We start from the raw sequence: 14,039 nt of genomic DNA, 5'->3' as shown, positions 1-14,039 counted from the left end.
CTGCATCTCAACCGTTGAAGGAGCCCCGCATGCCCGTCCAGATCATCGGCATGATCCAGCCGCACGAAGTGTCCGAAACGATCCCGCGCCGCGGGCCGGCGGTGGACCCTGCCTATGTGCGCCTCTTCGCCCAGGCGCATGAGCATGCGGGCTTCGACCGCATCCTCGTGCCGGCCAGCTCGTCCAGCCCCGACACGCTGCTGACGCTCACCCATGCGGCGGCGGCCACGCAAAGAATCCAGTTCCTGCTGGCGCACCGGCCGGGCTTCGTCGCGCCCACGCTGGCCGCGCGCCAGATCGCCACGCTGGACCACTATGTCGGCGGGCGCCTGGCCGTGCATTACATCAGCGGCGGCTCCGACGTGGACCAGCAGCGCGATGGCGACTTTTACGCGCACGACGAGCGCTACGCACGTACCGACGAATACCTCACGCTGCTGCGCCGCGTGTGGACCGAGGACCAGCCCTTCGACCATGCCGGCCGCTACTACCGCGTGAAGGGCGCCACCTCCGAGGTCAAGCCGCTGCAGCGGCCCTATGTGCCCATCTACTTCGGCGGGGCCTCGGCGCCCGCGCTGCAGGTGGCGGGCCGGCATGCCGATGTCTATGCCCTGTGGGGCGAGTCGCTGGCGCAGGCCGACGACCTGGTGCGCCGCGTGCGGGCCGAGGCCGCGCAGCATGGCCGTGGCATCGGCTTCAGCATCTCCTTTCGGCCCATCCTGGGCCGCACGGAGGACGAGGCCTGGGCCAAGGCCGAGCGCATCCTGGCCGATACGCGCCGCCAGCAGGTGCAGGTCGCCCATGCGCGCGGGGCCGGGCCGCAGCAGAGCGAGGGCGCGCGCCGGCTGCTGGCCGACGCCGCCAAGGGCGACCGCGTGGATGAGCGCCTGTGGACCGCCATCGCGCGCGAGACCGGCGGGCGCTCCAACTCCACCGCGCTGGTGGGCACGCCGGAGCAGGTGGCCGACGCGCTGCTCAAGTACTACGACCTGGGCATCGGCACGCTGCTGGTGCGCGGCTTCGACCCGCTGGTGGATGCCATCGAGTACGGCCGCGAGCTGCTGCCCCTGGTGCGCGCCAAGGTGGCCGAGCGCGACGCGGCGCGCGAGCGCACCGCCGCCGCCGCGGCCGCCCTGAAGGTGGCTTGACATGAACGCACCCATGACCTGGGAGCAGGCCGCCGGTGCGCTGGCGGCGGGCTTTGCCGCGCGTGCGCCGCTGCATGACCGGGAGGGCAGCTTTCCCCACGACAACTTCGCGCAGCTGCAGCGCGCCGGCCTGCTGGCCCTGGCCGCGCCGCGTGCGCTGGGCGGGCAGGGGGCCTCGGCCGCGCAGCTGACCGGGGTGGTCGGCGCCGTGGCCCGCGGCTGTCCGGCCACGGCCCTGGTGCTGACCATGCAGTACACCCAGCAGCGCGGCATGGGGCGGCCCGGCGCGCGCTGGCCCGAGGCGCTGGCGCGCACGCTGGTGCGCGAGGCGGCCCAGGGCGTTTCGCTCATCAATGCGCTGCGCGTGGAGCCCGAGCTGGGATCGCCCGCGCGCGGCGGCCTGCCGGCCACGGTGGCCAGGCGCACGGCCGAGGGCTGGCGCCTCTCCGGCCACAAGGTCTATGCGACCGGCGCCCCCGCCCTGCGCTGGTACCTGGTGTGGGCGCGCACGGACGACGCCGAGCCGCGCACGGGCGCCTTCCTGGTGCGCGCCGACAGCCCGGGCATACGCATCGAGGCGACCTGGGACCACCTGGGGCTGCGCGCGAGCGGCAGCCACGATGTGTTGTTCCACGAGGTGTTCACGCCCATCGACCATGCGCTGGACCTGCGCCCGCCGCAGGACTGGGCCCGGGGCGAGCCCGCTGCGCTGGCCGAGATGGGCCTGCTGCTGGGCGCCCTCTACACCGGCGTGGCCCAGGCGGCGCGCGACTGGCTGGTGCGCTTCCTGCGCGAGCGTGCGCCCGCCAGCCTGGGAACGCCGCTGGCCGCCCTGCCGCGCGCGCAGGAGGCGCTGGGCCGCATCGAGGCCTTGCTGCACACCAACGAGCGGCTGATCGCCAGCCTGGCGCACGACCTGGACGCCGGCACCCCGGTGTCCACGGTGCACAGCGGCCTGGTGAAGGCCGTCACCACGGCCAACGCCATCGAGGCGGTGCAGGCGGCCCTGCCGCTGGCCAGCAACCATGGCCTGGCGCGCAGGAACCCGCTGGAGCGCCATCTGCGCGACGTGCTGTGCGGGCGGGTCCACACGCCGCAGGACGACAGCGTGCACATCGCCGCCGGGCGTCAGGCGCTGGGGCTCTAGGCCGCGGTGTGAGGCGGTTCACCGTGCTTCGGCGTCACAGCGGTTCATGGGCGGGGCGTGTGGGCATCGGATATAAATCCAGGCTCACCAACCCTCTTGCAACGCAACTTCACCATGAACCGCGCCCAACTCGTTGACATCCTGGCCTCCAAGAACGACCTGACCAAGGTCGCCGCCAACGCCGTGCTCGACACCCTGATCGAGACCATCCAGACGGCGGTGAAGAAGGGCGACGCGGTCCAGCTCGTCGGCTTCGGCACCTTCAAGTCCGCCAAGCGCGCCGCGCGCACCGGCAAGAACCCCGCCACCGGCGCGGCGCTGAAGATTCCCGCATCCACCGTGCCCAAGTTCGTGCCGGGCGCCAAGTTCAAGGCCGTGGTCGACCCCAAGGCGGCCAAGCGCAAGGCCGACAAGGCCGCCAAGTAATCCGCAAGCCCATCCGCCCGGTGCGCGGCCCCCGCGGCGCGCCTCGGGCGGCAGACTCATGGCAGTTCCTCGGCACCCCACCAGTGCCAGGGACGGGAATCAGATGACAACATTTTCCAAAGCATTCAGCGCTGAAGTCATGCGCATGGCGCGCAAAGAGGTCAAGGCCGAACTGGGCGCATTGCGCAAGACGGTCAGCGCCCAGCGCGCGGACATGGCGGCGCTCAAAAGGGATGTGAAAGCCCTGGCCGCCGAGCTCAAGAGCCTGCGCCGGGCGGTTGGCCGGCGCACGGGCGAAGAGCCCGCGCCAGCGGCCCAGGACGCGCCGGCCCAGGCCCCGCGCGCCCAGCGGGGCGGCGGCCGGCGCTTTCAGTTCAACGCCCAGGCCCTGGCGGCCAAGCGCGAGCAGCTGGGGCTCACCCAGCAGGCCATGGCGCAACTGCTGGCCGCATCGCCCCTGTCGCTGTCCCGCTGGGAGAGCGGCAAGGTCATGCCGCGCGCGGCGCAACTGGAGCGCATTCAGCAGGTCCTGAAGATGGGCAAGCGCCAGGCGCTCGCCAGCCTGCAGGGCTGAGGGCCCGTCACGCCGCTCCCGGCGCGGGGCGCTCCAGGGCGCCGCGCGCCTTGTCCACCCACAGCTGCAGGTTGTCCACCAGGTCCTGGTGGCTGAAGGAGCAGCTTTCCTCGGTGAACAGGGCGCCGGCCTCCAGCCGGTCCAGCAGGCCGAGCAGCACCTCGCCGTAACGCGGCGGCAGGCGCGCCAGCAGCACTGAGTGGCCGCGCGCGGCGGCGCTGAAGGCGTGGTTGCTCAGGCGCTGCGCCTGCAGGGCGCGCAGATCGTCCTGCAGGTTCTGGAGCTGGTGGGCGGCAAGTTCCATGGTCATGGCGGTGCGGGAGGCAAAGGCCCCAAGCGTAGCGCCAGTCCCCATGCCAGCGGGGGCGTGGAGAACTGCGTCAGAATCACGCCATGAACGCGCTCAATATCGCTGAATACACCCAGACGCTTGGTTTGCAGGCAAAAACGGCTGCAGCCCTTATGGCGCAAGCGCCAGCAGCTATAAAAAACAAAGCACTGCGGGCGCTGGCGCAACTGCTGCGCGACAACGTGCAGCCGCTGCAGCAGGACAACGCGCGCGACCTGGAGCGCGCCGTGGCCGCCGGGCTGGACGCCCCCATGGTGGACCGCCTCAAGCTCACGCCGCAGGTGATCGAGACCTGCGCCCAGGGCTGCGAGCAGCTGGCGGCCATGCCCGACATCATTGGCGAGATCATCGGCATGAAGCAGCAGCCCAGCGGCATCCGCGTGGGGCAGATGCGCGTGCCGATCGGCGTGTTCGGCATGATCTACGAGAGCCGCCCGAACGTGACCATCGAGGCCGCCAGCCTGTCGATCAAGAGCGGCAACGCCTGCATCCTGCGCGGCGGCTCGGAGGCCATCGAGTCCAACAAGGCGCTGGCGCGCCTGGTGGCGCAGGCGCTGGCCCAGGCCGGCCTGCCCGAGCATGGCGTGCAGCTGGTCACGACCACCGACCGCGCCGCCGTGGGCCATCTGATCGCCATGCCCGCGTTTGTCGACGTGATCATTCCGCGTGGCGGCAAGGGCCTGATCGAGCGCATCAGCGCCGAGGCCAAGGTGCCCGTCATCAAGCACCTGGACGGCAACTGCCACACTTACGTGGACGACCCCTGCGACATCGCCATGGCGGTGAAGGTGGCCGACAACGCCAAGACGCAGAAGTACAGCCCCTGCAACGCCAGCGAGGGCCTGCTGGTGGCGCGCGGCGTGGCGGCGCAGTTCCTGCCGCAGATCGGCGCCGTGTACGCCGCCAAGGGCGTGGAGATGCGCGGCGACGCCGAGGCGCTGGCCATCCTGCGCGCCGTGCCCGGCGCCCGGCTGGCCGAGGCCACCGAGCAGGACTGGAGCGAGGAGTACCTGGCGCCCATCATCAGCGTGAAGGTGGTGGCGGGGCTGGACGAGGCCATTGCCCACATCAACCGCTACGGCAGCCACCACACCGACGCCATCCTCACCACCAACCACATGCACGCCCAGCGCTTCCTGCGCGACGTGGATTCGGCCAGCGTGATGGTGAACGCCAGCACGCGCTTCGCCGATGGCTTCGAGTTCGGGCTGGGTGCCGAAATCGGCATCAGCACCGACAAGTTCCACGCGCGCGGCCCGGTGGGCATCGAGGGCCTGACATCGCTCAAGTGGGTGGTGCTGGGCGAGGGAGAGGTGCGCGCCTGATTTGCTACTGATTTTGTAGCTTATTGCGCTTGCCAATATTGGGCTCAAGGCCAATTTCGCATGAAGATCATCATCCTGGGCGCAGGCCGCGTGGGTTACAGCGTGGCCGAGAGCCTGGTGTCGGAGAAGAACGACATCACCGTCATCGACACCGACGCCGAGCGCCTGCGCGAGCTGGAGGCGCGCTTTGACCTGCGCGGCGTGGTCGGCAACGGCATCGATCCGCAGGTGCTGGCCGAGGCCGGCGCGCGCGATACCGACCTGCTGATCGCCTGCGCCGCGCAGGACGAGACCAATCTGGTGTGCTGCAAGGTGGCCCAGGTCATGTTCAGCATCCCCACGCGCATTGCGCGCGTGCGCTCGTCGGGCATGGCGCTGGAGAGCGACAGCGCGCTGCTGGGCAAGGACGGCTTCGGCGTGGACCGCATCATCTGCCCCGAGGAGTCGCTCACGCGCTACATCGGCAAGCTGGTGGAGTATCCCGAGGCGCTGCAGGTGCGCGCGTTCGCGGGCGGGCGCGCCTGTCTGGTGTCGGTGCGCGCGCGGCCCGGCGCGCCCATGGTGGGCATGCGCATCGCCACCATGCGCGAGACCGCGCCCGACGTGGCCATGCGCATCGTGGCCATCTACCGCCGCTTTGCCGACGAGCCCGACCGCTTCATCCCCTGCGACGGGGGCACGCGCGTGGAGGCGGGCGACGAGGTCTTCGTGCTGTCCGCGCGCGAGCAGATTCCGCAGGTGCTGGCCGCGCTGAACCGCCAGCAGGGGCAGCCCGCGCGGCCCGTGCGGCGCATCATGATCGCCGGCGGCGGGCGCGTGGGCATGCGCCTGGCGCGGCAGCTGGCCCAGCTTGGGCGCTTCCACATCAAGGTGCTGGAGGAGAGCAGCGAGCGCTGCGTGGCGCTGGCCTCCGCGCTGCCCTCCGACATTCTGGTGCTGCAGGGCGATGCCACCGACGAGGACCTGCTGGGCGACGAGGGCATCGAGGAGGTGGACCTGTTCCTCGCCCTCACCGATGACGACGAGGACAACATCATGTCCTGCCTGCTGGCCAAGCGCCTGGGCGCGCGCCGCGTGCTGGCGCTCATCAACCGCCGCACCTATGCCGACCTGATGCACGGCACGCAGATCGACATTGCGCTGTCGCCGGCGCAGGCCATGCTGGGCGAGCTGCTGGCCCATGTGCGCCAGGGCGACGTGCAGGCCGTGCACAGCCTGCGCCGCGGTGTGGCCGAGGCGCTGGAGATCGTGGCGCGCGGCGACCGCAAGAGCTCGCGCGTGGTGGGGCGCAAGGTCAGCGAGATCCACCTGCCGCCCGAGGTGCACATGGGGCTGATCGTGCGCGGCCTGCCCGAGGACTGCTCCGAGCCCCCGGCCGATGCGCCGCCCGAGGTGATCATTCCGCGCAGCCACACGGTGATCGAGAGCAATGACCATGTGGTCTTCTTCCTGCCCCACAAGCGGCTGGTGCGCGATGTGGAAAAGCTGTTCCGCGTGAGCGCCACGTTCTTCTGATGCGGTCGCACAGCCATGTCTGACGTGCTGCCCGTACTGCGCCTGCTGGGCGCGCTCTTGGCCATGTTCGCCGCCTCCATGGGGGTGCCGCTGGCCGCGTCCGTCTGGGCCGACGAGGGACTGTGGCCGCAGTACGTCGCGTCCATGGCGGTCACCTGCCTGGCCAGCGTGCTGCTGTGGGGCGGGCTGCGCGCGCACCGGCGCGAGCTGCTGCCGCGCCACGGCGTGATGCTGGTGTCGCTGGTGTGGGCGGTGCTGCCGCTGTTTGCGGCTTTGCCGCTGCTGCTGGTGATGCACTCCATCGGCCGGCCGATGTCGTTCACGCATGCGTACTTCGAGTCGGTGTCGGGGCTGACCACCACCGGGGCCACCGTGCTGGCCCAGCTGGACCAGCTGCCGCTGTCGGTGAACATGTGGCGCACGTTCATGCAGTGGATGGGCGGCATGGGCATCCTGATCCTGGCCGTGGCCGTGCTGCCGCTGCTGGGGGTGGGCGGCAGCCAGCTCTTCAAGGCCGAGGCTGCCGGCCCGGTGAAGGACACCAAGCTCACGCCGCGCATGACGGAAACCGCCAAGGGCCTGTGGGGCGTGTACGTGGTGTTCTCGCTGGGCTGCGCCCTCGCGTTCTGGCTGGGCGGCATGACGCCGCCGGACGCGATCATGCACATGTTCGCCACCGTGAGCCTGGGAGGGCTGTCGCCCCACGACGCGAGCTTTGGCTACTTCGAGTCACCGCTGCTCGAGGCCATTGCGCTGGGCTTCATGCTGTGCGCGAGCTGCAATTTCGCCCTGTACTTCATCGCGCTGCGCAAGGGCCACTGGCGGGGCTTCTGGCGCGACCCCGAGATGCGCGCCACCATGGCCGCGCTGGTGGGCGGCGGCCTGGCGGTGGCGCTGCTGCTGTGGGCCAAGGGCGTGTACGACCCGCTGCAGGCGCTGCGCCACGGCATGTTCAACGTGGTGTCCGTGGCCACGACGACGGGCTTTGCCACCACCGACTACCTGGCCTGGCCGGTGTTCGCGCCGGTGTTCATGCTGCTGCTGTCCGGCGTGGCGACGAGCGCCGGCTCCACGGGTGGCGGCATCAAGATGGTGCGCATGCTCATCCTGCTCAAGCAGGCGCGCCGCGAGATGACGCGCATCGTGCATCCGCGCGCGGTGCAGCCCGTGCGCCTGGGCGAGCGGGTGGTGGAGAACCGCATGATCTTTTCGGTGCTGGCCTTCATGCTGGTCTACGGCGCCACGGTGATCACGCTGAGCATGGTGCTGCTGCTGACCGACCTGGACATGGTGACCGCCTTTTCAGCGGTGCTGGCCAGCGTGCACTGCACGGGGCCGGGCCTGGGGCTGCTGGGGCCGGCCTCCAACTATTCCGTGCTCACCGACTTCCAGCTCTGGGTCTGCACGCTGGCCATGCTGCTTGGGCGTCTGGAGATCCTGAGCTTCATGGCCCTGCTCACGCCGGCGTTCTGGCGCCGCTAGGGCAGTCCCTACAATCGATCGCCAACGACTTTTCCGTCTTCCCCGAGGGCTATCCATGGTTCCCCATCTCATCACCGCTCTCACCGGGCCGATCAACGAGCTGGAGCAGCGCATCCTCGACTCCATGCCGGCCATCGAGCGCTGGTTCCGCCTGGAATGGATGGAGCACACGCCGCCGTTCTATTCCTCGGTGGACATCCGCAATGCCGGCTTCAAGCTGGCGCCGGTGGACACCAACCTGTTTCCGGGCGGCTGGAACAATCTCACCAACGAGATGCTGCCGCTGGCCGTGCAGGCCGCCATGGCGGCGATCGAGAAGATCTGCCCCGAGGCGCGCAACCTCTTGATCATTCCCGAGAACCATTCGCGCAACACCTTCTACCTGGCCAACGTGGCGCAGCTGCAGCGCATCTTCAACATGGCCGGCCTGAACGTGCGCGTGGGCTCCATCAGCCCGGACATCAAGAAGACCACCACCATTACGCTGCCCCATGGCGAGACGGTGACGCTGGAGCCGGTGATCCGCAGCAAGCGCCGCCTGGGGCTGAAGAACTTCGACCCCTGCACGATCCTGCTGAACAACGACCTGTCGGCCGGCCCGCCCGGCATCCTGGAGGAGCTGTACGAGCAGTACCTGCTGCCGCCGCTGCACGCGGGCTGGAGCGTGCGCAGGAAGAGCCGCCATTTCCAGAGCTACGAAGAGGTGGCCAAGCGTTTCGGCAAGATGCTGGGCATCGACCCCTGGCTCATCAACCCGCTGTTCAGCCGCTGCGAGGGGGTGGACTTCAACGAGGACACCGGCCTGGAGGGCCTGCGCAGCGCCGTCGACGCGACGCTGGCCAAGGTGCGGCGCAAGTACAAGGAATACGGCATCAACGAAAAGCCCTTCGTCGTCGTCAAGGCCGACAACGGGACCTACGGCATGGGCATCATGACCGTGCGCGATGCCAAGGAGCTGGACGGGCTCAACCGCAAGACCCGCAACAAGATGGCCGTCATCAAGGACGGGCAGGTGGTGCATGACGTGATCGTGCAGGAGGGGGTGTTGACGCAGGAGCGCGTGCACGAGGCCGTGGCCGAGCCCGTGGTCTACATGATGGACCGCTACGTGGTCGGTGGCTTCTACCGCATGCATGCCGAGCGCGGCGTGGACGAGAACCTGAACGCGCCCGGCGCCAGCTTCGTGCCGCTGGCGTTCGAGCACAGCACCCACCTGCCGCAGCCCGGCGCCCGCCCGGGCGCCAGCGCGCCCAATCGTTTCTACATGTATGGCGTGATCGCCCGCCTGGCCATGCTTGCCGCCAGCTATGAACTGGAGGCCACCGACCCCGAGGCCGAGGTCTACGACTGATTAGGCACCGCGGGAAGCGCCAGTTGTTGCGCTGCAACAAGGCGGATACCCGCATGCACTCCGGATGGCCCCGGCGCACAATGGCGGTCCTGCAAAACCATCAAGGACCGTTCGGGCTGAAGGCCTGGGCCATCCCACCGTGCAAAACACCAAATCGTCGTTAGCGGCACTCACCCTGGGTGCCATCGGCGTCGTCTATGGCGACATCGGCACCAGCGTGCTGTATGCGGTCAAGGAGGTCTTCGGCTCCGGCCATGTGCCGTTCACGCACGCCAATGTCTACGGAGTGCTCTCCGTCCTGTTCTGGACGCTCACCATCATCGTCTCGCTCAAGTACGTGGTGCTGGTGCTGCGAGCCGACAACAATGGCGAGGGCGGGCTGATCGCCATGCTGGCGCTGGCCTCGCAGGCGGTGAAGGAGCGGCCGCGGCTGCGGGCCTGGCTGCTCGGGCTGGGGATCTTCGGCACCTGCTTGTTCTATGGCGACGGGGTGATCACGCCGGCCATCTCGGTGCTCTCGGCCATCGAGGGGCTGGAGGTGGTCTCGCCGCATTTCGGCAAGGCGGTCATACCGCTGACGCTGGTGGTGCTGTTTTGCCTGTTTGCGCTGCAAAAGCACGGCACTTCGGGCGTAGGGCGTTTCTTCGGGCCGGTCACGCTGGTGTGGTTCATCACCATTGCCGCACTGGGCGTGCCGCATATCCTGAAGCACCCCGAGATCCTTGGTGCGCTGAGTCCGCACCATGCGCTGGCCTTCATCTGGGAGAACCCGGGCATCAGCTTCATCATCCTGGGGGCGGTGGTGCTGTGTGTCACCGGCGCCGAGGCGCTGTACGCCGACCTGGGGCATTTCGGCAAGCGTCCCATCCGCCTAGCCTGGTTCTGCGTGGCCATGCCCGCGCTCACGACCAACTACTTCGGCCAGGGGGCCTTGCTGCTGACCGAGCCGGCCGCGGTGAAGAATCCGTTCTACATGATGGCGCCCGACTGGGCGCTGGTGCCGCTGGTGGTGCTGGCCACGATGGCCACGGTGATCGCCTCGCAGGCCCTGATCACCGGGGCGTTCAGCGTCACCAAGCAGGTGATCCAGCTCGGCTATCTGCCGCGCCTGAACATCCAGCACACCAGCGTGCGCGAGACCGGCCAGATCTACCTGCCGTTCGTGAACTGGAGCCTGTTCGTCGCCATCGTGCTGGCGGTGGTCATGTTCCGGTCCAGCAGCAACCTGGCGGCGGCCTATGGCATTGCCGTGACGCTGGACATGCTGATCACCACCGTGCTCACCTTCTTCGTGATCCGCTATGGCTGGGGCTATCCGCTGGCGCTGTGCGTGGCCGCCACGGGGTTCTTCTTCATCGTGGACCTGGCGTTTTTCAGCTCCAACCTGCTCAAGCTGCTCCAGGGCGGCTGGTTCCCGCTGCTGATCGGCGGGCTGCTGTTCACGCTCATGATGACCTGGAAGCGGGGACGCGAGTTGCTCAACGACAAGCTGCGCGAGGACTCCATCGGGCTGCAGGACTTCCTGGCCTCGGTGCAGGCCAACCCGCCCATGCGCGTGGAGGGCACGGCGGTGTTCCTCAGCGCCGAGGCGGGGGTGGTGCCGAATGCGCTGCTGCACAACCTCAAGCACAACAAGGTGCTGCACCGCCAGAACCTGTTCGTGACCGTGTGCTACCACGAGACGCCCTGGATCGGCCTCGACCAGCGGCTGCAGGTGCAGCCCCTGGGCGGCGACTGCTGGCAGGTCGCGGTGAACTACGGCTTCAAGAACGAACTGGATCTGCCGAGCGCGCTGCGCCTCATGCAGGGGCGCGGCTGCGAGCTCGACGCCATGAACACCAGCTACTTCCTCTCGCGCGACGTGGTGGTGCCCACCATCGGCAGCGGCATGGCGCCCTGGCGCGAAAAGCTGTTTGCCCAGATGCACCACAACGCCAGCGGCGTGGCGGCCTTTCTGCATCTGCCGAGCAATGCCGTGGTGGAGCTGGGGTCCAAGGTCGAGATCTGATGGGAATCCCGGCTTCAAGGATTTTTGGCCTTCTGCGCTTATGTGTCAAGCGCTGATAGCTATGGTTTTTGATGCGCCATGCGCAGCGGCCACCGGGCGGCGGTGCCACAATCTGCCGCCATGCGATTTCTCAAAGACCTGAGCCTGTCGGCCTTCACGGCGGGCTTCGTAGCGGTGCTCGTGGGGTTCACCAGCTCCGTGGCCATCGTGTTCCAGGCGGCGCAGGCGTTCGGCGCCACGCCCGAGCAAATCACCTCCTGGATGTGGGCCCTGGGTTGGGGCATGGGCCTGTGCTCCCTCGTGCCCTCGCTCATCCTGCGCCAGCCGGTGATGGTGGCGTGGTCCACGCCCGGGGCTGCCGTGCTGGCGACGGCGGGCATGGCCGGGGGCTTCAGCATGGGAGAGGCGGTCGGCGCCTTCATGGTGTGCGCGCTGCTCATCACGCTGGCAGGCGTGACGGGCTGGTTCGAACGGGTCATGAACCGCATTCCCATGGAGCTGGCCTCCGCGCTGCTGGCGGGCGTGCTGGCGCGCTTTGGCATGCAGGCCTTCGCGGCACTGCAGACGGCGCTGCCGCTGGTGCTGGCGATGCTGCTCACCTACCTGGTGGCCCGGCGTTTGCTGCCGCGCTACGCCGTGGTGCTCACCCTGGCGGCCGGCATCGCCTGGGCGGCGGTCGGAGGGCAACTGCGCTGGTCGGCCGTCCATTGGGCCCTGGCCATGCCGGTGTTCACCATGCCTGAGTTCAGCGTACAGGCCATGATGAGCCTGGCGCTGCCGCTGTTCATCGTGACCATGGCGTCGCAGAACCTGCCGGGCGTCGCCGTCATGCGCGCCACGGGCTACCAGTTGCCGGTGTCGCGTCTCATCAGCATGACGGGCTTGGTGACGCTGGTGCTGGCGCCGTTCGGGGCCTTTGCGCTGAACTTCAGCGCCATCACGGCCGCCATCTGCATGGGGCCGGAGGCGCACCCGGACCGCGCACGGCGCTACACGGCAGCGGCGTCGTGCGGGTTGCTGTACATCGCCGTGGGTATTTGCGGAGCGGTGGTCACGGGGCTGCTGACGGCCTTTCCCCAGGAACTGGTCGTGGCGATCGCCGGCCTGGCCTTGCTGGGCGCCATCGGCGGCGGCCTGGCGTCGGCGCTGCAGGCGGAAAGCCACCGCGAGGCAGCGCTCGTCACCTTCCTGGTCACGCTCAGCGGGGTGACCATCGCCGGCATTGGCTCGGCGTTCTGGGGCGTGGTCGCCGGCAGTGTTGCGCTATTTGTGCAACAGTATGGGCGCTCTCGCGCACCCCAGGCGCCGCGATAGTGTTTGCAACCTTTCCCGCGCAGCCCATGAATCTTCTCTTCGTCGCCGATCCGCTTGAGTATTTCAAGATCCATAAGGACACCACATTTGCCATGATGCGCGAGGCGCAACGACGGGGCCACGCACTGGCGGTGTGCGAGCAGCAACACCTGCATTGGCAGCGTGGCGGAAAGGTCATGGCGCGCGTGCGGGACATCATCCTCACGGCAGACGCGTCGGAGTGGTTCACCGTTCGCGCCCAGCGCGAAGTGGCGCTGGCCGATTTCGACGCCGTGCTCATGCGCAAGGACCCGCCGTTCGACAGCGAGTACTTTTACGCCACCCATCTGCTGGAGCAGGCCGAACGTGAGGGCGCGCGGGTATTCAACAAACCCAGGGCGCTGCGCGACCATCCGGAAAAGCTGGCGATCATGGAGTTTCCGCAGTTCATCGGCCCCACGCTGGTGACGCGCGACCCGCAGGACATCCGGCGCTTCCATGCGGAACATGGCGACATCATCCTCAAGCCGCTGGATGGCATGGGCGGCATGGGCATCTTCCGTGTCGGACCCGACGGCCTGAACCTGGGCAGCATCATCGAGACCCTGAATAGGGATGGAAGCCAGAGCGTCATGGTGCAGAAGTTCCTGCCGGAGATCGCCGAGGGCGACAAGCGCGTGCTCATCATCGGCGGCAAGCCCGTCCCCTATTGCCTGGCACGCATTCCTCAAGGAAGCGAGGTGCGGGGTAACTTGGCGGCGGGGGGGCTTGGCGTGGCGCGGGCGCTCACGGCTCGGGACGAGCAGATTGCGGAATCGCTAGGAATGGTGCTGCGCGAGCGCGGCCTGCTGCTGGCGGGTGTGGATGTCATTGGCGACTGCGTCACGGAGATCAATGTCACCAGCCCTACCTGTTTCCAGGAAATCTATGACCAAACCGGCTGCGACGTGGCGGCCCTGTTCGTGGATGCGCTCGAGGCTGCCGTCGCTTCATCCGTAAAGTAATTCGTTGGCGGAACCACGTTTCCTTTTTTGTGGGATTTCTCAGTTACACTAGCCAGCTTGCTGCAGCGGAAGTCCTTCAAAAGGGCTCTTCTGCAGCAAGAAGAGGAAGCTAAAAAATTCCTCTGCCTTGAGTTGATTCGGTGCTTAAAACCGGTATAGAATTCAAGGCTTCGCTGCTGAGGCGGTCTGCGATGAAAGTTGCAGATTGGTGAATAAAGCGAAAAGGCCGAAAGGCCACAAAGTTTGACAGGTCTTTTAAAACTGTGTTAGAATTCAAGGCTTCGCTGATCGCAGCAAAGCTAGAAAGTCAGAAAAAATTTTGGCTTTTGGTTCATTAAAAACATACAGCCGATAAGCGTGGGCGTTTGATGGCGGGTGCCAAGTTCTTTGGAACTATCAAACGCTCATGAGAATAGA

At 67.8% G+C, this 14,039-nt stretch carries 12 protein-coding genes; 11 read left to right on the top strand and 1 reads right to left on the bottom strand.

Annotated elements, in window-relative coordinates:
- Window positions 1-29: 29 nt before the first annotated feature.
- From BP68_RS16470 to BP68_RS16455, 4 genes are all read left to right on the top strand, one after another.
- The gene (locus BP68_RS16470; protein ID WP_496373743.1) at window positions 30-1,148 is read left to right on the top strand and encodes an LLM class flavin-dependent oxidoreductase; all 1,119 of its coding nucleotides are present in this window, start codon (window positions 30-32) and stop codon (window positions 1,146-1,148) included.
- 1 nt (window position 1,149) lies between these two features.
- On the top strand, window positions 1,150-2,295 hold the full coding sequence (locus tag BP68_RS16465) for an acyl-CoA dehydrogenase family protein (RefSeq protein WP_496373741.1): 1,146 nt from the start codon (window positions 1,150-1,152) through the stop codon (window positions 2,293-2,295).
- 114 nt (window positions 2,296-2,409) lie between these two features.
- Window positions 2,410-2,721, top strand: coding sequence for an HU family DNA-binding protein (locus BP68_RS16460; RefSeq protein WP_496373739.1), 312 nt, complete (start codon window positions 2,410-2,412; stop codon window positions 2,719-2,721).
- 145 nt (window positions 2,722-2,866) lie between these two features.
- Entirely contained in the window at window positions 2,867-3,295 is a 429-nt protein-coding gene (locus BP68_RS16455; RefSeq protein ID WP_496373737.1) for a helix-turn-helix domain-containing protein, read from the top strand.
- Window positions 3,296-3,302: 7 nt separating this feature from the next.
- Here BP68_RS16455 and BP68_RS16450 read toward each other — a convergent pair whose 3' ends face one another.
- Entirely contained in the window at window positions 3,303-3,605 is a 303-nt protein-coding gene (locus BP68_RS16450; protein ID WP_496373735.1) for a hypothetical protein, read from the bottom strand.
- Between the two features lie 83 nt (window positions 3,606-3,688).
- Between BP68_RS16450 and BP68_RS16445 the strand changes: the two genes are divergently transcribed.
- From BP68_RS16445 to gshB, 7 genes are all read left to right on the top strand, one after another.
- Window positions 3,689-4,969 (top strand): glutamate-5-semialdehyde dehydrogenase, encoded by a 1,281-nt coding sequence (locus BP68_RS16445; RefSeq protein ID WP_496373733.1) that lies wholly within the window; start codon window positions 3,689-3,691, stop codon window positions 4,967-4,969.
- Between the two features lie 60 nt (window positions 4,970-5,029).
- Window positions 5,030-6,484, top strand: a complete 1,455-nt coding sequence (gene trkA / locus BP68_RS16440; protein ID WP_496373731.1) for a Trk system potassium transporter TrkA — start codon at window positions 5,030-5,032, stop codon at window positions 6,482-6,484.
- A gap of 15 nt (window positions 6,485-6,499) precedes the next feature.
- A complete protein-coding gene (locus BP68_RS16435; protein WP_496373729.1) occupies window positions 6,500-7,966 on the top strand; it encodes a TrkH family potassium uptake protein in 1,467 nt (488 codons plus the stop codon).
- A gap of 55 nt (window positions 7,967-8,021) precedes the next feature.
- Window positions 8,022-9,317 carry a glutamate--cysteine ligase gene (gshA, locus tag BP68_RS16430; RefSeq protein ID WP_496373727.1) on the top strand — a complete coding sequence of 432 codons (1,296 nt, stop codon included), beginning with the start codon at window positions 8,022-8,024 and terminating at the stop codon, window positions 9,315-9,317.
- A gap of 139 nt (window positions 9,318-9,456) precedes the next feature.
- Window positions 9,457-11,325 carry a potassium transporter Kup gene (locus tag BP68_RS16425; protein WP_496373725.1) on the top strand — a complete coding sequence of 623 codons (1,869 nt, stop codon included), beginning with the start codon at window positions 9,457-9,459 and terminating at the stop codon, window positions 11,323-11,325.
- Window positions 11,326-11,445: 120 nt separating this feature from the next.
- Complete coding sequence (locus BP68_RS16420; RefSeq protein WP_496373723.1) at window positions 11,446-12,639, top strand: benzoate/H(+) symporter BenE family transporter; 1,194 nt, start codon at window positions 11,446-11,448, stop codon at window positions 12,637-12,639.
- 26 nt (window positions 12,640-12,665) lie between these two features.
- Window positions 12,666-13,622, top strand: coding sequence for a glutathione synthase (gene gshB / locus BP68_RS16415; protein WP_496373721.1), 957 nt, complete (start codon window positions 12,666-12,668; stop codon window positions 13,620-13,622).
- The last annotated feature ends 417 nt before the right edge of the window (window positions 13,623-14,039 follow it).

This window comes from Diaphorobacter oryzae DSM 22780 (genome assembly GCF_059568935.1).
The sequence above is the reverse complement of the archived record's forward strand: the minus strand, read 5'-3'. Positions and strand labels throughout refer to the sequence as shown.

Bases quoted from the DNA above. Each gene is read 5' to 3' on its own strand.
- BP68_RS16470 (WP_496373743.1), top strand. From the start codon at position 30: ATGCCCGTCCAGATCATCGGCATGATCCAGCCGCACGAAGTGTCCGAA.
- BP68_RS16465 (WP_496373741.1), top strand. From the start codon at position 1,150: ATGAACGCACCCATGACCTGGGAGCAGGCCGCCGGTGCGCTGGCGGCG.
- BP68_RS16460 (WP_496373739.1), top strand. From the start codon at position 2,410: ATGAACCGCGCCCAACTCGTTGACATCCTGGCCTCCAAGAACGACCTG.
- BP68_RS16455 (WP_496373737.1), top strand. From the start codon at position 2,867: ATGGCGCGCAAAGAGGTCAAGGCCGAACTGGGCGCATTGCGCAAGACG.
- BP68_RS16450 (WP_496373735.1), bottom strand. From the start codon at position 3,605: ATGACCATGGAACTTGCCGCCCACCAGCTCCAGAACCTGCAGGACGAT.
- BP68_RS16445 (WP_496373733.1), top strand. From the start codon at position 3,689: ATGAACGCGCTCAATATCGCTGAATACACCCAGACGCTTGGTTTGCAG.
- trkA (WP_496373731.1), top strand. From the start codon at position 5,030: ATGAAGATCATCATCCTGGGCGCAGGCCGCGTGGGTTACAGCGTGGCC.
- BP68_RS16435 (WP_496373729.1), top strand. From the start codon at position 6,500: ATGTCTGACGTGCTGCCCGTACTGCGCCTGCTGGGCGCGCTCTTGGCC.
- gshA (WP_496373727.1), top strand. From the start codon at position 8,022: ATGGTTCCCCATCTCATCACCGCTCTCACCGGGCCGATCAACGAGCTG.
- BP68_RS16420 (WP_496373723.1), top strand. From the start codon at position 11,446: ATGCGATTTCTCAAAGACCTGAGCCTGTCGGCCTTCACGGCGGGCTTC.
- gshB (WP_496373721.1), top strand. From the start codon at position 12,666: ATGAATCTTCTCTTCGTCGCCGATCCGCTTGAGTATTTCAAGATCCAT.